The 20,699-nt window shown below is 43.3% G+C and carries 14 protein-coding genes and 4 tRNA genes; 15 read left to right on the top strand and 3 right to left on the bottom strand.

Going from position 1 to position 20,699, the window contains the following annotated elements; genetic code table 11:
- Window positions 1-105 precede the first annotated feature (105 nt).
- Window positions 106-1,137, bottom strand: coding sequence for a glycosyltransferase family 4 protein (locus tag DFP79_RS01070; RefSeq protein ID WP_133502111.1), 1,032 nt, complete (start codon window positions 1,135-1,137; stop codon window positions 106-108).
- A gap of 204 nt (window positions 1,138-1,341) precedes the next feature.
- Between DFP79_RS01070 and DFP79_RS01065 the strand changes: the two genes are divergently transcribed.
- The 4 genes from DFP79_RS01065 to DFP79_RS01050 all read left to right on the top strand — a co-directional run bounded on the left by DFP79_RS01065 (window position 1,342) and on the right by DFP79_RS01050 (window position 8,692).
- Complete coding sequence (locus DFP79_RS01065) at window positions 1,342-2,304, top strand: NAD-dependent epimerase/dehydratase family protein (RefSeq protein ID WP_133502110.1); 963 nt, start codon at window positions 1,342-1,344, stop codon at window positions 2,302-2,304.
- Between the two features lie 50 nt (window positions 2,305-2,354).
- Window positions 2,355-5,000: a response regulator gene (locus tag DFP79_RS01060; protein ID WP_133502109.1), complete on the top strand. Its 2,646-nt coding sequence runs from the start codon at window positions 2,355-2,357 to the stop codon at window positions 4,998-5,000.
- A gap of 167 nt (window positions 5,001-5,167) precedes the next feature.
- Window positions 5,168-6,979: a glutamine--fructose-6-phosphate transaminase (isomerizing) gene (gene glmS, locus DFP79_RS01055; protein ID WP_133502108.1), complete on the top strand. Its 1,812-nt coding sequence runs from the start codon at window positions 5,168-5,170 to the stop codon at window positions 6,977-6,979.
- Window positions 6,980-7,111: 132 nt separating this feature from the next.
- Complete coding sequence (locus DFP79_RS01050) at window positions 7,112-8,692, top strand: coiled-coil domain-containing protein (RefSeq protein WP_133502107.1); 1,581 nt, start codon at window positions 7,112-7,114, stop codon at window positions 8,690-8,692.
- Window positions 8,693-8,700: 8 nt separating this feature from the next.
- On the opposite strand, the gene DFP79_RS01045 is transcribed toward DFP79_RS01050, so the two are convergent.
- Window positions 8,701-9,147, bottom strand: a complete 447-nt coding sequence (locus tag DFP79_RS01045) for a regulatory protein RecX (protein ID WP_133502106.1) — start codon at window positions 9,145-9,147, stop codon at window positions 8,701-8,703.
- Window positions 9,148-9,468: 321 nt separating this feature from the next.
- Here DFP79_RS01045 and alr point away from each other — a divergent pair, with 321 nt between their 5' ends.
- The 8 genes from alr to DFP79_RS01005 all read left to right on the top strand — a co-directional run bounded on the left by alr (window position 9,469) and on the right by DFP79_RS01005 (window position 15,601).
- Window positions 9,469-10,566: an alanine racemase gene (alr, locus tag DFP79_RS01040; protein WP_133502105.1), complete on the top strand. Its 1,098-nt coding sequence runs from the start codon at window positions 9,469-9,471 to the stop codon at window positions 10,564-10,566.
- A gap of 229 nt (window positions 10,567-10,795) precedes the next feature.
- Complete coding sequence (gene alaS / locus DFP79_RS01035) at window positions 10,796-13,411, top strand: alanine--tRNA ligase (protein WP_133502104.1); 2,616 nt, start codon at window positions 10,796-10,798, stop codon at window positions 13,409-13,411.
- Between the two features lie 124 nt (window positions 13,412-13,535).
- Window positions 13,536-14,777, top strand: coding sequence for an aspartate kinase (locus tag DFP79_RS01030; protein WP_133502103.1), 1,242 nt, complete (start codon window positions 13,536-13,538; stop codon window positions 14,775-14,777).
- Window positions 14,778-14,908: 131 nt separating this feature from the next.
- Window positions 14,909-15,097, top strand: coding sequence for a carbon storage regulator CsrA (gene csrA, locus DFP79_RS01025; RefSeq protein ID WP_013659940.1), 189 nt, complete (start codon window positions 14,909-14,911; stop codon window positions 15,095-15,097).
- Window positions 15,098-15,174: 77 nt separating this feature from the next.
- Window positions 15,175-15,265 (top strand) — tRNA-Ser (locus DFP79_RS01020).
- A gap of 7 nt (window positions 15,266-15,272) precedes the next feature.
- Window positions 15,273-15,349, top strand: a tRNA-Arg gene (locus DFP79_RS01015).
- Window positions 15,350-15,420: 71 nt separating this feature from the next.
- Window positions 15,421-15,497 (top strand) — tRNA-Arg (locus tag DFP79_RS01010).
- Window positions 15,498-15,524: 27 nt separating this feature from the next.
- Window positions 15,525-15,601 (top strand) — tRNA-Arg (locus DFP79_RS01005).
- A 155-nt stretch (window positions 15,602-15,756) separates the two neighbouring features.
- Here the strand turns inward: DFP79_RS01005 and DFP79_RS01000 are convergent.
- Window positions 15,757-16,707 (bottom strand): tRNA dihydrouridine synthase, encoded by a 951-nt coding sequence (locus tag DFP79_RS01000; protein WP_133502102.1) that lies wholly within the window; start codon window positions 16,705-16,707, stop codon window positions 15,757-15,759.
- A 239-nt stretch (window positions 16,708-16,946) separates the two neighbouring features.
- Here DFP79_RS01000 and DFP79_RS00995 point away from each other — a divergent pair, with 239 nt between their 5' ends.
- From DFP79_RS00995 to DFP79_RS00985, 3 genes are all read left to right on the top strand, one after another.
- Complete coding sequence (locus tag DFP79_RS00995; protein ID WP_133502101.1) at window positions 16,947-17,189, top strand: OadG family protein; 243 nt, start codon at window positions 16,947-16,949, stop codon at window positions 17,187-17,189.
- Between the two features lie 33 nt (window positions 17,190-17,222).
- Window positions 17,223-19,004: a sodium-extruding oxaloacetate decarboxylase subunit alpha gene (gene oadA / locus DFP79_RS00990; protein WP_133502100.1), complete on the top strand. Its 1,782-nt coding sequence runs from the start codon at window positions 17,223-17,225 to the stop codon at window positions 19,002-19,004.
- 105 nt (window positions 19,005-19,109) lie between these two features.
- Window positions 19,110-20,282: a sodium ion-translocating decarboxylase subunit beta gene (locus DFP79_RS00985; RefSeq protein WP_133502099.1), complete on the top strand. Its 1,173-nt coding sequence runs from the start codon at window positions 19,110-19,112 to the stop codon at window positions 20,280-20,282.
- Window positions 20,283-20,699 lie beyond the last annotated feature (417 nt).

The following is a 20,699-nucleotide window of genomic DNA, read 5'->3' as shown; positions in this document are numbered from 1 at the left end:
GTTGGATAACTTCTACTCAGTGCCCTTGCTCCTAAATGTAAGGGCACTGAGTACGAGGGTTTATAGCATGAGAGACGAGTGTGACTTCATGCTACTTTGTTCTATTCAATGGTTGGCTCTACCTGATGGATCTGAAGGGTAATGAGAGAGTAATTGAGGGAGAACAACTTCTTGAGAATATTCATCTTTAACGATTCTTTCAGCCTGATACATCATACCTGCCAGCTGAAAAGGTTGGAGCGATAGCCACTGTTTTATGGCAATTTGCAGTTGGTTGATATCGCCCGAGGGAATGAGCCATCCGTTCACTCCGTCTTTTATCACTTCGGGTAAATCACCGACTCCAAATGCTACTATTGGGATACCTCTAGACATTGCTTCCAATGCGGCCAGCGGCAAGCCTTCTGTTTTAGACGTGATGCAAAGCAAATCAATCTTTTCCCATTCTGATTCCATCGATGTCTGGCCATGAAACTCAATGTGTGAAAACGTCTCTTTCAGTTCATCTAGCATTGCACCCGCACCGTAGACGTGAAATTCACAGTCATGATCTAAAAATTGTTCGGCGAGACGGCAGAAAGTAGTTGGGTCTTTTTCGTCACTGAGCCTGCCAACAAAGGCCACTCTCTGTGTATTATCTTTACGCGTCTGAGGTTTGAGTGATGGGTCGTAATTCACAAAATTTTTCAGCTTTATGCCTTTGTGATGCAGTCGATGAAAGATTTCCTGACTGACTGAGATTGGCGAAAAGAGTTGTGAAGTCATTTCATCCAGCTTGACGTACAGCTTTAGTTTTCCTGTGCCAAGGTCTCCGTTATGGTGAGTAGGTACTGTCTTCCACCATCCAAAATAGTGGCCAAATTTTCCGATCAAATTTGCTTTGTATCCGTGTGTATGAAGCGTGCCGTTTGAATGAGTAAGATCGCGTAAACGCTGTAATGATCCGTCGGCATAAAACACGGGAATCGCTTCTTGGGAAAGCGATGATTCGATGACATGAGGTTCTTGGGCGTAACGTTGCCACAATACAACCTGTACCAGAATGGCGTTTGCTTTTAGCGCTTTCGCCAGTTGAACGATGTGAGTCTCGATTCCGCCTACACCGCAGGAATCAACAAAAAGTGTGATGTCTATCATACAAGCGTCTCTCTGTTTTGTGCTTTTAATAATGGTTCAGCAAAGTAAATGCCAACGATGTATTTGCAAAATGCAACGCGGGGCATGAATCACGGTCACCATCATGACAGCGATTCTTTTATCTTATTGATTAATATTTAAAAAAATGGGTTGGCACAGAGATTGATCTCTCCTGAATATCAAATAAAAAGACAGGAGAGAATCATGGCGAACTATTTAGTAACAGGCGGTTGTGGGTTTATCGGGTCTCATCTTTGCGAAGCGTTACTTGAGCAAGGCCATGATGTCGATGTTTTAGATAACCTTTCGACAGGCAAGAAAGAAAACTTGCCGACTGGAGTAAAGCTTTTTGTAGGAGATATCCGGGATACCAAGCTGCTTAAAACTTTGATGCACGGAATAGATGGCTGCTTTCATCTGGCGGCGATTGCGTCGGTTGAAAAGTCAAATCTAGAATGGGCTGAGACACACAGCGTTAATCAAACAGGGACTGTTAATATTTTAGAATGCAGTGCTCGACTGGATCACTGTGTTCCTGTTGTGTACGCCTCTTCTGCGGCGGTATATGGTGACAATGCAAGTACGCCGCTTAAAGAACACAGTGAACAACGTCCTTTATCAGCTTATGGCGTGGATAAATTGTCATGTGAGTTTCAGGCCAAAGTGGCAGGTGTTATTCATAAGGTACCGACAATCGGTTTTCGTTTTTTTAATGTCTTCGGTGAACGGCAAGATCCGAGCTCTCCATACAGCGGTGTGATTTCTATTTTTGCAAATCGCGTTGCACATCACGAAAGTATTACGATCAATGGCGATGGCAGTCAGGTTCGGGATTTTGTTTATGTGAAAGATGTGATTCGTTATCTCGTCGCAGGCATGGGGAAAGCAAAATGCAGCGCGCCCGTATTTAATATTTGTACTGGAAAACCTTGCAGTATTAAAGCCCTTGCCGAAACGATATTTTCCGTTTCAGGTTATCAGGTAGGCATATCTTATGGTCCCAAAAGACAAGGGGATATTCACAGTTCTCTTGGTGATCCTAACAATTTGATACGATATTTTGGCTTTAAACCCGACTATGATTTAGGTTTAGGGTTGTTGGAAATGAACAATCAAACCCTCACGAACAATTGTGACAGGATCAGACCGCTCTCTGTTGCAAATTGATCAGTTGCACATTGACGATCGCATGTTGATAAAAAAGGAATACGAGATCTATGGTGACATTAGGATTACTCAGGAACTGGCGGTTGTGGCTCTTTGGTTTGGCGAGTCTGCTTTTTCTTGTGTTTTCAATTGGCCTCTATACCTTAATCAATGATCAACAAAAAATGCTTGCTTCACCCGCAGAAGAAAACGCCTTACGTGCTGTACATCAAACGGAAAAAGAACTGCTGAGATTCCAATTTTTTTTGAATGAAACTGTCAATCTCAACCAGCATCGAGAGGATTTAGCGTTTCGTTTTGATCTCGTCTACAGTCGCGTAGCCATTATGCAGACCGGTAAACTTGGGCGTTTTTATCGTAGTAATGATGATTTACAGAAGCATGTCGAGTCCTTGAAGCGACAGGTGGATATCATGGACGATCTTGTTCAAGCGGAATCTTATTCCTCTGATTTTGTGTCACTTATTATGCCTGAGTTGGAAAAAGCGCTAGATGAGGCTCTGGACATTGAGTTAAAAGGCCTTCTATACGAAGCGAATGAGAGTTACACCGCTAAGCTATACCTAGTCACACTGTTTAATTACTTTACCTACCTTCTCGGCGGCCTCGCGTTGTCGGTGCTTGCTCTGATTGTTGAATTGGTACTGCAAAGCAAACGATCGGATGAAAAGCACCTCCAGGCGATTAGATTAACAAAAGAGCTTGAGGAGAACTTTGTTAAAGCTCAAGCGGCAACGAAAGCAAAAACAGAGTTTCTGGCGACTATGAGTCATGAAATACGGACACCGATGAATGGCATTATTGGATTAGGGCATTTGATCCAAAGTACTGTTTTGGATCAGACTCAGACTGAATATGTTCGAAAAATGCTTAGATCTGCAGACAGCTTGTTGTCGATAATTAACGACATTTTGGATTTTTCTAAAATTGAGTCGGGAGCGATCGAAATAGAGCGACGTGATTTCAATTTGGACAGTTTGCTTGAGCAAGTTTTTGTATTAAATGAATGGCGGGCCATTGAAAAAGGGTTGATGTTTATCATAGATCGAGATTTTAGGTTAGATAATCAATTGATAGGTGATGCTTTTAGGATGAATCAGATTCTGGTGAACCTCGTCAGTAACGCAATTAAGTTTACCGATAGTGGGAAAGTCACATTAACAGTGAGCCAAATTGAACGGAATTCAACAGCTTGGATTCGTTTTAGCGTTGTCGATACTGGTTTGGGTATTAGGCCAAACAAAATTGAGTCCTTGTTTGAAGCATTCAAACAAGAAGATTCGAGTACGACAAGACGATTTGGCGGCACAGGGTTAGGATTAGCAATTACAAAACAATTGTCTGATTTGCTCGGTGGTGAAATACACGTAAAGACTGAGTTTGGTTCGGGAAGTGAGTTTCGGCTTGAATGTCCTCTGATCCACGCTGAACCTGAAGAGGAAGGTGACACTGTTTCGCCTCAGGGTACGGTCGCTGTAATAGGAGGACGTCCCGGATTCAACCAATTGTTGACGCAATTAGGCTGGGAATTTGAATTTTTTGATGTATCAAATTCACACTTTTATTTACAGCGAACATTACCCAATAAACTCGTGCTATTACCTTACAGTTTTAAGGAACTTAAAGGTTGGCTAGAGCAATTAAATCAACAGCCAGAATCGATTAAACGCTTACCGAGAGTTGTAATCTATCCCAATTGCGCAAAAGCGCTGCAAAGAGTGAATATGTTAGGAACGCACTGCTTAGGAGGGCTTATTACTCCGACAGCAGTCAAAGAATATCTGGCGACTCGGACACTAAAAAATGCACTCGTTCGGTCAAATGCTGCGGGTATCATAAGCAAAAAGCAGTACTTCAAAGATAAGCACATACTTATCGTTGAGGACAATGCATTAAATGCGCAGATTTTAGGGCAGCTTTTGACAATGCAATCGGCTTCTATCGGTTTTTCACCCAATGGGGAGGAAGCGGTAAATGAGCTGAAGTTGAACTCATATGATTTGATTATTATGGATGTTCAAATGCCCATTCTTGATGGCTATTCGGCAACAAGGCAAATTCGATTAAATCCTAAATTAAAAGACATTCCTATTATTGCAATGACGGCAAATGCGATGAAAGGCGATCGAGAAAAAGCGCTCGAATCCGGAATGAACGACTACCTGTCGAAACCGGTTGTTCCTGAGACTTTATACTCGACTCTCATAAAATGGCTGGGGCTGGAAGAAATTGACGTTGAACCTATAAGTTATATCGAGCCTTCAAAAGATAAAACGCTTTTAACCGATAATGATGCTTCTCCCGTTATACACTCTCATCCAAGTATTCAATGGCCAGAATACTTACTTGGCTTGAATATTTCTCAGGGGGTGAAGCAATGCGGTAGCAGCAAAGATGTATACCGAACGATGTTACGTCAATATTTAAAAGACTTAGACAGCCCATTTCAGAGCATACGCTTAGACATTATCGTTGAACCTTCTTTAGAAGCTTCAACGGAGCTAAAACAACTGGCTTTTATTGCACACCGACTAAAAGGCAGTTCGGAAAGTGTTGCAGCGTTAGAAATTGCCGCTATTACTGCTGCGCTTGAGATTGCTGCAAAGACAGAGCACCCTTCAGAATGTGCGATGCTGCTATCGCAATTTGATGAAGCTCGAAGTGTGGTTATTGCTTCTATTCAAACTCTTCTCTAAAAATTGCGCTTTGCAATTTGCTAATGATATTTTCAAAAAGCAATTCGGCTCATGGTTAGTCCTAGTTTACATTATTAAAATCCAATAAAAACAACGCTTTAATATATTTTTAAAGTTGGCATATCGTTCGCAATATTAACGTACACGTTGATTATTAGGAGGTTCGCATGTGCGGAATCTTTGGTGTTGTGAATGATGAAAAAGCGTCTCATACTCTTTTGAAAGGGTTAAAAGCGTTGGAATATCGTGGATACGATTCAGCAGGTATTGCAACTTTGCAAAAAGGGAACATCAGTTGCCGTCGAGCCCCAGGGAAGTTGGTGAATCTGGAAAGTATGATCAGAGACTGGCCATTGAGCGGTGCAACGGGTATTGCTCATACTCGCTGGGCAACCCATGGAAAGCCGACAGAGCTGAATGCCCATCCTCATAGAGCGACAAATGTCGCCGTTGTCCACAATGGGATTATTGAAAATGCAGATGACCTTAGAGAGCAACTTAAAGCCAGTGGCGTACGTTTTTTTAGTGAAACAGACACGGAAGTCCTGCCTCATTTAATTGCTTTGTATTTGACACAATGTGATGATCCCATAGAAGCGGTTCGTTATGCCATGAACGATGTGCAAGGTACGTTTGCGCTGGCGATCATCATTAAAGGTGTTGATGATCAAATCATTGCAACGCGAAGAGGAAGCCCATTAGTGGTCGGATTTAATTCCGATTCTGCTTTTATCGCGTCTGATATGGTGGCGACCTCTGGCTTAGCGGATGAAATATTGTATTTGGAAGAAGATGATATCGCGCTCGTAAAAGCAGACGGCGTAGACATCACGGATTACGACGGTTTTGTTGTAGATCGCAAAAAGGTAAAAGTGGATTATGATCAGTTTTCAGCCTCTAAAGGAAGCTATGATCACTTTATGTTAAAAGAAATTCACGAGCAACCCAGTGCGTTGGCGAGAACGTGGGAAGGGCTTTCCAGTGTCAGTGTTGCAAGATCGGAAGAAGTCGATTTCACTCAATTCGACAAACTTCAGATTGTGGCTTGTGGTACTAGCTATTACGCAGGTTTAGTTGCGAAATACTGGTTTGAGAGAATTGCGGAATTGAATGTTGAGGTCGACCTCGCGAGCGAATTCCGATATCGAGAGCCACCGATGAGTCAACAAGGTGGGTGTCTATTTATTTCTCAAAGTGGTGAGACGGCGGATACGCTCGCAGCTCTGCGTTTTGCTAAATCGAAGAACCAGTACTGCCTTTCAATCGTTAATGTGCCGAACAGTTCGATAGCACGTGATTCGGATTGCGTGTTGCGAACATTGTGTGGTCCCGAAATAGGCGTGGCCTCAACCAAAGCATTTACCTCTCAATTGGCTGTTCTTTTTCATCTCGTTAAGAAAGCCGCGCATCAACGGCAATGCGGTCAGGCGCTGTTAAAAAGTCTCGGGCGCTCGCCAGAACATGATGTTGTAAGCAGTATGCATCAAGTTTTAATGAAAGAGATGCGGGTTAAAGACGTTTTACCTCTTTTTAATCAAGCGACTAGTGCTATATTTTTAGGACGAGGACAATGTTATCCGATCGCGCTTGAAGGCGCGTTAAAGCTCAAAGAGATTTCTTATATTCATGCCGAAGGGTATGCGGCAGGTGAACTAAAACATGGCCCAATAGCGCTTATTGATGAAGGTATGCCCGTTGTGGTTGTTGCGCCTTATGATCGTTTATTTGAAAAAGTTGTCTCTAATTTACAAGAGGTGAGAGCGCGCGGCGCAAAAGTCTTGCTCATTAGTGACAAATTGGGATGCGAAATGTGTAAGAGTTATGCGGATTACAGCATTGAACTTCCTACGGTCAATGAAATTCTGGCTCCGTTTATTAGCAGCGTGGCAGTACAATTATTGTCCTATTTTACAGCGGTAGAACGAGGAACGGATGTGGATCAGCCCAGAAACTTGGCCAAATCCGTAACGGTTGAATAATAAATGCAATAGTTTGTTGTTTTTTGCAGCGGGCTCTAGCGTAGATCATCGTTCCTCTTTATTCTTGAAAGTTCACGTTCTTATTTTGTGTGTCGATCGTGGACTTTTTGCCAAAAGTTAAGGAAGAATTTGATGAGTTTTTTGTCTTGGTTACTTATTGGGGCAGCAGCATTTTCTGCAACGACGTGCTTGATATCAGCAGGCTGGTATTTGTATGTTCGGCGTCAGAAGCTTTCACCTGATAATGAGTCGTCGGGTGAGGGTGCAGAGCATTCCGAGAATGCATCGGGAGGCGGCCCTACAGACTCAGGAAAAAATATCACACAAGATAAGGATATATGGGTATCGCTGCTCATGGAGCAAAGCGCAGTATGTGAGACTTTACTAGAGCAATACGGTCAAACCAGTGCGCATGAAAAAGCGATACTGACCTGTTGGCAGACGTTTCTCGATGTCGAAATTACACTGTTGTCCAACAACCATGAAATCAAAGAGACAGAACGCTTATTAGATGCGTTTACGCCGCTGGTTGAGCGGCTTATGGATGCGCAGGATGTCGAAATGATGCTGCGTAAATTGTCCATCAATACCAAATTACTTAAACAGATAAATAAAATTGTTCAAAAAACGGGCGATCAAGTCTTCGCTCAAATGAACGTGACCGCGAATTTGAATCTTCAGCTTGATAAGGCTCAAGCCAAACTACTACACGAAACGGAATTAGATCAAGAGCTTGCCGAGCTGCGTGCCGAAATTGCGAGTATGTATGATTTAGCTGAGCGCCTTAAACGTGAATCTCATTCTGAGACCGCAGCTCATTCCGATGAATACCATTCTGCTTTGGATGATTTCTTAGATGGCGCGTTAGGTAATGATTTTCTCGCGCCTGTTGCCGATGAAATGAACCATAAAATCAGTGACTTGAAGCATTTGGCTGATTATCAAGCAGAAGCAATTGCAGACCTTAAGAAGCAATTGAAAGAAGCGAAAGAGCGCACGATCCGAGACAAGCACATTGATACTGCTGACATTGCGGTGGCACGCATGGAAAAAGCCATGCTTGAGAACAATAAAGTGATTAAGGCTTTGGAAAATAAGCTGGCGAGTGTTCAGACCATCAAACACAATTTGAACGTCGATGTTCGACGCCGAGAAGCAGAGCTTCTTCATAAAGGCGCGATGTTGCAAGAGAAGCAGAGAGCAAACTCAGGTTCTGAGGAATGGCGCGATGTCATTGAGCAAGAATACTCTGCTATGAACAATATGGAAAAACTGCTTAGCGACATTCCATTGACCCAAGAGTCTCAGGAATTTCACGCCGAACAAGGTGGAAAAGTCGGCGAACTACGAGCCATGGTAAGTGAATCTGAGCTGTATGTAGAAATGCTCGAATTGGATCTGGATAAGCTGAGAGAAAAGAAAGACGCGCTCGATGAGACGTTAGAGGCCGCTCTTCGAGGTGAAAAAGTAGACATTCAATCCGTTGTAAATGAAAACCAAATCAGAGAAGAAATAGAAAACCTGAAAGAGGTAAACGGTGAGCTCTCAAGAGAGCTACAAAAACTCAAAGATGAGTTATCAGAATTGAGTAAGGACGATCAAGACACGCTTGAACTCAAAGATATGATTGTCGATTTAGATCAAAGAATTGAAATGGTTCAAGCGCAATATGTTGTAATGGAAGAAAAATACCTAAATGCCATGATGTCTTAAAATCGATCTTAGTGTTCTTCAGGCTCAAATGAGTAGTTAATCTCATCAAAACTAAAACCGTGGCTCTGTAAATAGCGCATCTGTTTCGATTTTGCTTTGAAATCACTGGGAACCAATGTTCCGAACTTCCTGTGACGAAGCGATTTTGCATTCTCATACCAATCGACGGGTTCTTCGTCGAACGCAATCGCAATGTCTTCTTGGGTTACTCCTTTTTGTTTGAGTTCTTGCCTGATGCGAAATTGGCCGTACAATCGAGACGCTTTGGATCGTATATAAATTTGAGCAAAGCGACGATCGTTCAAATAGTTATATTCGAGAAGAAGAGCGATTACTGCGTCTATTAACTCTGAATCTGCTTCCTTCTTTGCCAGCTTTTCTTTGATCTCTTTAATGCTGTGATCTCGTTGAGACAGAATCAACATAGCATTGTCGTAGATTTCGTTTTGTGTCATATCTTTTTACTACTGATAAAAGGGAAAATACGTTTTTTATTATTCGTAGAGCGTGCTGTCGGCTCTTTCTATAATTTATGAAACTCTATAAGTTTGCCCAACACTCGTATTCAGAGTTTTTCCTAAATATATGAGTGCTGACCACATAACGCGGCGAATAGGTGTATATGCTGCGCCTTTAGTATATAGAAAAGTTGGAATGTTAGCGCCAAACAAGAGCCCAGTTTTGTTATATTCAATTCCATGGGCGCACTGCCTGCGTTTATTGCTAATGGTATGAAAAAACAGAGAATTCAGATACTTCCTTAAAGAGAGAGATACATGGCTCGACCCCTTATAGCGACAATAGACCTTGAAGCAATTAAAGAAAATTACAGGTTTTCTAAGAAGTTACATCCGACATGCAACGCACTGGCGGTGGTAAAGAGTGATGCCTATGGGCACGGTGCAGTTAACGTCGCTGCGTATCTTGATGATGTCGTGGATGCGTTTGCTGTGGCGGCGATTGAAGAAGCAATCGAACTGAGAGAGGCGAATATCACGTCCCCCATTCTTTTACTTGAGGGTGTGTTTGAGCAAAGCGAGTGGCCTTTATGTGAAGAGTTAGGCTTTTGGAGCGTCATTGAAAACCGTGTACAGCTCGAGTGGCTATTGGATTCAGGAAGCCAAATAGAAAAGGTATTTGTGAAGCTTGATACAGGAATGCACCGACTTGGCCTTGATCAAGAAGGTACTGAGTATGTGGTTAAAACACTTAAGGATTCTGGTTTAGTCAAAGAAGTCGTCCTTATGACGCATTTCTCATGTGCTGATGACCTTTCGAATTTAGAAACGATTAAGCAATTAGCGTTATTCGAAGGAGTGAATCAATCAATTGGCTCAATCCCTACAAGTGTTGCAAACTCCGCGGCGATAATGAAATGGACGGTGCCTGAAGGTGGCTGGATTCGTCCAGGAATTATGTTGTATGGCATTTCTCCATTTGCGGATGTTTCGGGGGAGCAATTAGGTCTTAAGCCGGCAATGAAATTGACCTCTAAGGTGATTTCAGTTCGTGACGTTGAAGCGGGTGATGCGATTGGCTATGGTCAAACATACAAAGCCGAAAAACCACATCAGATAGCAACGGTAGCGGTCGGTTACGGTGACGGTTATCCACGCAGTACACAGAACGGCACACCTGTAATGATTAGCGGTGATTCAGGCGAACTCGTGGGACGAGTTTCGATGGATATGATTACTGTAAAACTGTCGAATCAAGAACGCGCTGTTCAATTAGGTGAGGAAGTAGAGCTATGGGGAGGAAGTGTTCCTGTAGAAGAGGTTGCACTTATGGCAGGTACCATAGGTTATGAATTGGTTACTCGAATGACGAAGCGACCTTTGAGAGTTTACACATCCGAAAATGACACGGATTAACCTTAGCCTTTAACTTTGGTAAGGCAGGGAATAATCAGGGATATAAGCGTGTTTTTTGTTGTCTGTGTTTACCTTTTAATCTAAATAGGCTTAAAATCTGTCCCATTTTTAATATACCGACTTTTTGTGTGTACAATGACAGGTTTTCAACGCCAACAGTGCGTTAAATTGAAATCGCATTTACACATACTTATTCGCCAAGAAACTAGAAATAGAGTCTCATCCAACTATGAAAAGTTCTGAGTTACGTCAGTCATTTTTGTCTTACTTTGAAAGTAAGCAACACCAGATTGTTGAATCAAGTTCTTTGATTCCGGGCAACGATCCGACCTTGTTATTTACCAATGCCGGTATGGTGCAGTTTAAAGATGTGTTTTTAGGCACAGACAAACGCAATTATACACGAGCGACCACATCACAACGTTGTGTACGAGCGGGTGGTAAACACAATGATTTAGAGAATGTCGGATATACGGCACGTCATCATACATTCTTTGAAATGCTGGGTAATTTCAGTTTTGGTGATTACTTCAAGCAGGATGCAATTGCATACGCTTGGGAATTCCTAACAAAAGTGGCCAAGCTGCCAGAAGACAAACTGCTTGTTACTGTTTATGCAGATGACGATGAGGCTTTCGACATTTGGCATAAAGAAATCGGATTGCCAAAAGAGAAAATCATCCGCATCGGTGATAACAAAGGTTCACGTTATGCATCAGACAACTTTTGGCAGATGGGCGACACTGGCCCATGCGGTCCTTGTACAGAAGTTTTCTATGATCATGGTGCGCATATTTGGGGTGGGCCTCCAGGTTCTCCTGAAGAAGATGGCGATCGTTTTATAGAAATTTGGAACGTCGTCTTCATGCAATTTAACCGTTCAGCGAATGGGGATATGGCGCCACTGCCAAAACCTTCTGTTGATACAGGTATGGGGCTTGAGCGTATTGCTGCTATTTTGCAAGGTGTTCACAGTAACTATGAAATCGACTTGTTTCAAAACTTGATTAAAGCATCTGCCAACGCAGTTGGAACAGACGACTTAACCAGTCAGTCGCTTCGCGTCATCGCTGACCATATTCGCTCTTGTTCTTTCATGATTGTGGACGGTGTTGTGCCTTCTAATGAAGGTCGTGGTTACGTTTTGCGCCGTATTATTCGTCGCGCGATTCGTCACGGCAATAAATTAGGTCAAAAGGGTGTGTTCTTCCATAAATTGGTTGAGGCGCTGGATGCTGAAATGGGTGAAGCATACCCAGAATTGAGAAAGCTGAAAGAGCGTGTTGCCTCTATCTTGCTTAAAGAAGAAGAGCAATTTGCCAAAACGCTTGATCAGGGTATGCGAATTCTTGAAGACGCAATCTCTGAATTAGGTGATAGCAAGATCATTCCAGGTCAAACCGTATTCAAGTTATATGACACTTACGGGTTCCCTGCAGATTTGACGAACGACGTTGCTCGTGAAAATGAGTTAGAAATCGATGAAGCTGGCTTTGAAGCAGCAATGGAAGAGCAGCGTGCTCGTGCTCGTTCAGCAAGCAACTTCAGCATGGATATGTCAGGTGATGTATCAATTGATTCTGAAACAGAATTTACAGGCTACACTGAGCTAGAAGGTGAGAGTGTTGTCGAAGCATTGATCGTTGACGGTTCAAATGTTGAAGAAGTGTCAGCAGGCCAAGAAGCCATTATCTTGCTAAATTCGACGCCATTTTACGGCGAATCGGGTGGACAAGTTGGAGATCAAGGTTGGTTACGCGGTCCAGGTGCGTTCAAAGTTTCAAATACTACGAAGCAAGGCAAAGCGCATTTGCATCAAGGTGAGCTTAAAGAAGGCTCTATTAAAGTGGGCGATACGGTTTCGGCACAAGTGGATCGTACCATGCGTAATGCAACAGGGTTAAACCATTCAGCCACTCATTTGGTTCATGAAGCGCTTCGCCGTATTGTAGGTGATCATGTTAATCAAAAAGGTTCGTTGGTTAATGCTGAACGATTGCGTTTCGACTTCTCACACTTTGAAGGCTTAACAGACGCTGAAATTGAACAAGTTGAAGACATGGTTAATGAGCAAATTCGTTTAAACCATGAAGTAACAACCGAAATCATGGACATCGACTCTGCGAAAGAAAAAGGTGCGATGGCTCTGTTCGGGGAAAAATACGACAGTGAAGTGCGTGTACTCACTATGGGAGCGGATTACTCTGTTGAATTGTGTGGTGGTACTCATGTTAAACGTACCGGAGATATTGGCCTTTTCAAAATTCTAACGGAAGGTGGCATTGCTGCGGGTGTTCGTCGTATTGAGGCGGTTACTGGGAAAGCGGCAATTGATGCAGTACGTCATTCAGAGAACGCATTGAGTGGCGTTGCTGCGATCGTCAAAGGCAATAAAGACAATGCTCTTGAAAAGGTAACGGCACTTAACGATCAAGCGCGTGCGTTGCAAAAAGAAATTGAGGCGTTGAAATCTAAGCTGGCAGCCGCTGCGGGTAGCGATCTTGCTGCTCAAGCCGTTGATATTGAAGGTGGCAAACTGTTGGTTGCTCAAGTTGAATCTGATCCGAAAGCGCTTCGTGATCTGCTAGATCAACTGAAGAGTAAACTTGAGTCTGCGGTAATCCTTCTTGCGACAGTTAATGACGGTAAGGTAAGCCTTATCGCTGGCGTAACAAAAGAGTTAACCAAAAAAGTGAAGGCAGGCGACCTGATCAAAATGGTAGCGCCTTTAGTAGATGGTAAAGGCGGTGGCCGCCCAGACATGGCGCAAGCGGGAGGGAATAACCCGAGTGCTTTGCCTGAGGCGTTGGAGCGAGTGCCTGATTGGGTAAAAGAGCGCGTCTAATGCCATAACGGCATAGGTCGCGTTATCAAAATGGGTTCTTAAAGTAACAGGAATATTCCGCCACTGCGATACCTTGATTTAAGGTTATTTCGGTGGCGGAGTTACATTAGAGTAGATAAACATTATGGCGTTGTTAGTACAAAAATATGGCGGCACGTCCGTTGGTTCGGTAGAACGAATTGAGGCCGTGGCAGATAGAGTGCTGAAACACAAGCAGCAAGGTGATGATATTGTTGTGGCCGTTTCCGCGATGAGTGGTGAAACCAATCGTTTAATAGCTTTGGCAAAAAGTATTCAAGATGCGCCAGATGCACGCGAAATGGATGTGTTGTTGTCGACAGGTGAGCAAGTAACAATTGCGCTATTGTCTATGGCATTAATGAAGCGCGGCCTTTCTGCTGTGTCCTATACCGGTTCTCAAGTCCGTATTCAAACTGACAGCGCACATGGCAAAGCACGTATTGAAGAGATTGATACTGAACGTATGCGCAAAGATCTTGATGCTGGGCGCGTTGTTGTGGTCGCTGGTTTTCAAGGGGCGGATGAGCAAGGCAATATTACCACGCTGGGTCGTGGTGGCTCCGATACAACGGGCGTTGCACTGGCGGCGGCACTAAAAGCGGATGAATGTCAGATTTATACTGATGTAGACGGTGTATATACGACGGACCCTCGTGTTGTTGACAGCGCTCGACGTTTAGAAAAGATCACGTTTGAAGAAATGCTGGAAATGGCCAGCCTTGGGTCAAAAGTTTTACAGATCCGTTCAGTAGAGTTTGCTGGTAAGTATCAAGTGCCTTTGCGAGTGCTTTCCAGTTTTAAAGATGGCGAAGGCACTTTGATAACAACTGAGGAGAACGACACTATGGAGCAACCTGCCGTATCTGGTATTGCATTTACGCGAGACGAAGCCAAACTCACTTTAAAAGGCGTGCCTGATATTCCAGGAGTCGCATCAAAGATTCTTGGTCCAATCAGCAGTGCCAACATTGAAGTCGATATGATCGTTCAAAACGTTTCAGCGGATGGTACAACGGATTTCACCTTTACTGTGCATCGAAATGATCACGACAAGGCGTTAGGTATACTGAAGTCTATTGAAACGGAGCTGGGCGCGCGTGACACGCTTACAGACGCGAGAATCGCGAAGGTTTCTATAGTAGGCGTTGGTATGCGTTCGCACGCTGGTGTCGCGAGTACTATGTTCTCTGCGCTCGCAGAAGATGCAATCAATATTCAGCTTATTTCTACCTCTGAAATCAAAGTTTCTGTCATTATTGATGAGAAATATATGGAGCTAGCAGTACGTGCGTTACATTCTGCATTCAAGCTTAACGTATCAGCAGCAGGTATTAGCGAAGTTTAACAATCACTCACAAGTTAGGGGTGGCGTATTGTCTTGCTTGAAGCTACAATTCGTTTTGTAGGGGAATTCTTACAACCTAGAAGGAATTTCCTGACATCGAATTTTTATTAAGGACTCAAAGGAGATCTATTATGCTTATTCTTACTCGTCGCGTTGGTGAAACTCTAATGGTTGGTGATGAAGTGTCTGTTACTGTTCTTGGTGTTAAAGGGAATCAAGTACGTATTGGTATCAACGCTCCTAAAGATGTTTCTGTACACCGTGAAGAAATCTATCTTCGCATCCAAAAAGAGCAAGACGAACACAACCTAGAAGATTAATTGAAAAAAATTAAACTTTTTGGAAAAAAAGTCTTTACAAAACAATTGGGGCATCTATAATACGCCGCACTTGTTTCGGAGAGTTGGCCGAGTGGCCGAAGGCGCTCCCCTGCTAAGGGAGTATGGGTTAATCACTCATCGAGGGTTCGAATCCCTCACTCTCCGCCATTTTGATGCATCCGTAGCTCAGCTGGATAGAGTACTCGGCTACGAACCGAGCGGTCGGAGGTTCGAATCCTCCCGGATGCGCCATCACAAGTTCCGCGAATATTGGTAACTATCCTTCCAATGGTAATATCGCAAAAAATATTTTAAATGTTTACGCATCCGTAGCTCAGCTGGATAGAGTACTCGGCTACGAACCGAGCGGTCGGAGGTTCGAATCCTCCCGGATGCGCCATTTAAAATTTGTAAAAAGTATTGATACGCATCCGTAGCTCAGCTGGATAGAGTACTCGGCTACGAACCGAGCGGTCGGAGGTTCGAATCCTCCCGGATGCGCCATTACTTATTCTTATCTCTTTTTTTCAAATCGAACTCCATTCAAAAAAAACTAAAATAGTTCTTAGTTTTCCTTCTTATTGTTATAAATCTAAAGTTTTACTTTTCTGTTCAATTCTTATCCTGTGTTGAATTTATTGTTTTTTCTATTTGAATTTTTAATCGCGTTCAATTTTATCGAGCAAGTGTAAAAATTCTTCTATCGTTGTGGTATTTCTTAATTCTCGTAAATTAGTCTCTATGTATGGGTAATGTTTTCTTAGGTGCGCACACCACTGCTTGAGTCTCCCCATAGTTGCAAACTCATCACACTCTTTTCTTAGGTTTTTCTGATATTGCTCTACTAACTGAAGTAAAGGCTCTCTTGTGAGTGTATCGATTGAATTTGAGTGTAATGCGTCTTCGGCTTGTAGTTTTGTTTTCAGTTGTTGGAAAATAAACGGGTTGCTTAAGCTGCCTCGTCCGATCATGAAGTCGACACACCCTGTTATGTCGTGACAACGCATTAAGGCATCAAAGTTTTCAATATCGCCATTGGCAATAATGCGCATTTTGCTGCGGGCGTTAATGTCACCAATTTTCTCCCATCTAGCGGGTGGCCTGTACCCATCTTTTTTTGTTCGTCCGTGAACGGTTAAAGTCTGTGTTCCTGCATCTTCTATAGCGGATACATTTTCGAAAAGCAGTGCTTCATCTTCATAGCCTAATCTGATCTTTGCAGATAGGCCTATGTGGTTGGGTAGGGCTTTATAGAGGCTGCTCATGATTTCGTGCAGTTGTTCTGGTGTTTGCAGCAATACTGACCCTCCGCCATGGCCGTTTACTCGTTTCGCTGGGCAGCCAAAATTCATGTCGATATGGGTTGCGCCGGCTGCCACTGCATTTATTGCACTTTGTGCTATTCTTTCTGCATTGCTACCTAAAAATTGTACGTGAACAGGGTGTCCATACTCTGTTTGGCTATTTTTTTCGATTTCAGGTACTAATCTTCTAAAACCAGTAACAGGGATGGCGTTCTGAGAAACTCGAATAAATTCTGAAACTAAATAATCCATTCCGCCGATAGAGGATAAGAGTGATCTCATGGTGTGATCCATGACTCCTTCCATCGGAGCTACTGCTAATGTGAATTTCTTCTTATAGAGGATGGAGTTATTGGTTGGCTGCTTATTAATTATATTATGTGTATTCACGATTTGAATTAAACTGTTATGCAAAAAAAATATTAAACTGTTCTGGTTTGTGGTAAAAATAAGCAACCAAAACTGAAGATCTGCTCAAAATTTGAATAAGATCACATTCGCAGCCTCTAAACAAGGCAATAATTCGTGCAAGTAAGGGTGCAACAATGAACGAATTGGTAAGTGAAGGTATCGGCCTAATGGTCTTGGGGATGGGCTTTGTGTTCCTCTTCTTGGTTATTCTGATTTTTGCTACTGGTTATATGTCTACCTTGGTTAATAAACTGTTTCCAGAGGCGGCTCAACCTGCTGCTAAAGTGCCAAGTGCACCGGTAACGGCAAATAATACAGTAGACCCTCAAATCGTAGCCGCTATCTCAGCGGCAATACATCAACATCGCAACCGATAAAATTAACAGACGCATTTTGCCGAGGCTGAATCTATGACAACAACTAAACAACCTCTTGGTATAACCGATGTCGTACTACGCGACGCACATCAATCTCTATTTGCTACACGCCTACGTATCGATGACATGCTTCCTATCGCAGAAAAATTGGATAAGGTTGGTTTTTGGTCACTTGAATCGTGGGGGGGAGCAACGTTTGACTCTTGTATTCGATTTATCGGGGAAGATCCATGGGATCGTATTCGTGAGCTTAAGAAAGCGATGCCGAATACGCCTCAGCAAATGCTTCTTCGCGGACAAAACCTTTTAGGCTATCGACATTATGCGGACGACGTTGTCGCTAAATTTGTTGAGCGCGCAGCTAAAAACGGTGTAGATGTATTTCGTATTTTTGATGCGATGAATGACCCTCGTAACTTAGAGCAAGCAATCAAATCTGTAAAAGAGGTTGGCAAGCACGCTCAAGGTACTCTCTCTTACACTAAGAGTGAGGTTCATACGACTAAGACTTGGGTTGACTACGCAAAGACCTTAGAAGATATGGGTGCAGATTCGATTGCGATAAAAGATATGTCTGGCATCTTAACGCCTTACGACGCATTTGAATTGGTAACTCTTCTTAAGGATCAGACTGATCTGGAGGTTCAGTTGCATGCTCACGCAACGTCTGGTTTGTCAGATATGACCATATTGAAGGCCATCGAAGCGGGTATTGACCGCGTCGATACTGCAATCTCCTCGATGTCGATGACATACGGTCACTCTGCAACAGAGTCTGTTGTTGCGGCGCTACAGGGAACAAACCGAGACACGGGTTTGGATCTGGCTTTGCTAGAAGAAATTGCAGCTTACTTTCGTGTGGTGCGTAAAAAATATGCCAAATTTGAAGGTTCATTGAGAGGAACGGATTCGCGTATTTTGATCGCTCAGGTGCCAGGTGGCATGCTAACTAACATGGAAAATCAGCTAAAAGAGCAGGGTGCAGCAGACAAGTTTGATGAAGTGTTGGAAGAAATTCCAAAGGTGCGTAAAGATCTTGGAATGATTCCATTGGTGACGCCGACATCTCAAATTGTAGGTACGCAAGCAGTATTGAACGTATTGACTGGTGAGCGTTACAAGTCGATCTCTAAAGAGACTGCTGGTGTTCTAAAAGGTGAATATGGTGCAGCACCCGCAGAGTTTAATGAAGAGTTGCAAACGCGTGTGCTTGATGGTGCAGAACCCATTACGTGTCGCCCTGCTGATTTACTGTCTCCGGAAGTGGAGAAGTTAACTCAAGAGTTAGACTCTCTAGCGGCTGAAAAAGGCATTACGCTTTCTGATGAATCTATTGATGATGTGCTTACATACGCATTGTTCCCTCAAATCGGCCTGAAATTTTTGGAAAATCGTGGTGATGCGAGTGCGTTTGAGCCTGTTCCGACAGGTAAAGAGGTGGCTGTTAAGGACTCAACCGAAGAGGGGCCTGCTGTTTATACAGTGAATGTTTCGGGTCAAAGCTATGTTGTTGAGGTGACGGATGGTGGTGATATCAGCCAGATCCAACCAATTGGGGGTGCGCCTTCAGTACCTGCGCCTGCTCCAGTAGCACCTGCTGGTGGAGGTGAAGATGTTCCTGCTCCTTTGGCTGGCAATATATTCAAAGTGCTTGTTTCACCTGGGCAGCAAGTTCAAGAAGGTGAAACGATTATGGTTCTGGAAGCAATGAAAATGGAAACAGAGATATCTGCTCCTAAATCGGGAGTGGTTGGTTCTATATATGTTAAAGAAGGCGATGCGGTTCAAGTTGGGCAGGCTCTCGTCTCCCTATAAAGAGTGTTTTGTCTATCTGTTTGCCTTTTTAAAAGGCGGCCTTCTTATATAGAGGTAGGAAGGTCGCGTTAAATATGCTTCTTCGAGAGGAAGGGTTCGTTCAATATGGAACAAAAATTATTAAATTTATATCATGACACTGGTATCTATCAGCTGGAATTTGGACAGGCTGTTATGATGTTGGTTGGCATGCTTTTGATCTACCTCGCGATCAAAAAAGGGTTTGAGCCACTGTTGTTGTTGCCTATTGGTGTGGGTGCAATTTTGGTTAACATTCCTGGTGCTGGTTTTATGGCTGCCCCTGTGTATGATGCTGCCGGTCATATGGTGTCTCCGGGTGGATTGCAATACTACATTTATCATGGCGGTATTGAGACCGGATTGTTTCCACTCCTAATATTTATGGGGGTTGGGGCGATGACCGACTTTGGTCCGATGTTGGCTAACCCTAAAACGCTTCTATTGGGGGCAGCAGCTCAGTTTGGTATTTTTGCTACGGTGATCGGTGCTGTTCTATTGGGAGCATACGGTATCATGGACTTCACATTAGCGGATGCGGCTGCGATTGGTATTATCGGTGGCGCTGATGGGCCAACAGCGATTTTTGTAGCGAGTCGATTAGCCCCAGATCTTTTGGGTGCGATTGCAGTAGCGGCTTATTCGTACATGGCATTGGTGCCACTCATTCAACCACCAATTATGAAAGCGCTGACGTCTAATGAAGAGCGTGCAATCAAAATGGTGCAGCTTCGTCATGTGACGAAAACAGAAAAAATAATCTTCCCTATTGTGGTAACTCTATTGGCAGCTGCATTCTTGCCTTCGGCGGCTCCATTGTTGGGTATGTTCTGTTTTGGTAATTTGATGAAAGAGTCTGGCGTAGTTGATCGCCTTAGTGATACAGCGCAGAACGCATTGATTAATATCGTTACTATATTCTTAGGTCTTGGTGTTGGTTCAAAGCTTAGTTCTGAAGCATTTTTGAATTTAGAAACGTTAGGAATTCTATCTCTTGGATTGGTTGCTTTCTCTATTGGTACGGCAACGGGCGTTTTGATGGCGAAACTGCTTAATAAAGTATCTGCTCATCCAATAAACCCTCTTATCGGGGCAGCAGGTGTGTCTGCGGTGCCGATGGCTGCACGCGTAGCAAATAAAGTGGGTCTTGAAGCAAACAAGCAAAACTTCTTGCTTATGCATGCGATGGGGCCAAATGTTGCGGGTGTCATCGGCTCGGCTGTAGCTGCTGGTGTTATGCTGAGTTATGTTGGTGGCTAAATGACCTTCATTTGAAGCAGAAATGGATACAATGAAAGGCGCCTTGGCGCCTTTTTTGTTTTTTTGTCGTGTATTTTGCGTGTTTAAAGAAAATGGGGGGATTAACTTTTTTGAGTAGTAATGTGCTGTAACCCTTTATTAATAAGCCTTTTAGCCTAATTCAAGTTTGTCTTTTCGGCTTTTAGAATGACTTTTTTGATAAAAAGATAAAAAAGGGGTTGCACTAAATCTGTAGATCCTTAATATACGCACTCGCTGACACGGACAACCACTCAGAACAACGAGTGAGACACTAAGAAGAACGCTTCTAAGTAACCGAGTCGGTACGCTCTTTAAAATAGATAATCAGATAATTTGTGTGGGCGCTCGCTGGAGACTTCTAAAAAATTAAAGTCTTTGATGAGTGAACACGTCAAT

The organism is Marinomonas balearica (assembly GCF_004362145.1).
Classification (GTDB): Bacteria; Pseudomonadota; Gammaproteobacteria; order Pseudomonadales; family Marinomonadaceae; genus Marinomonas; species Marinomonas balearica.
The sequence above is the reverse complement of the archived record's forward strand: the minus strand, read 5'-3'. Positions and strand labels throughout refer to the sequence as shown.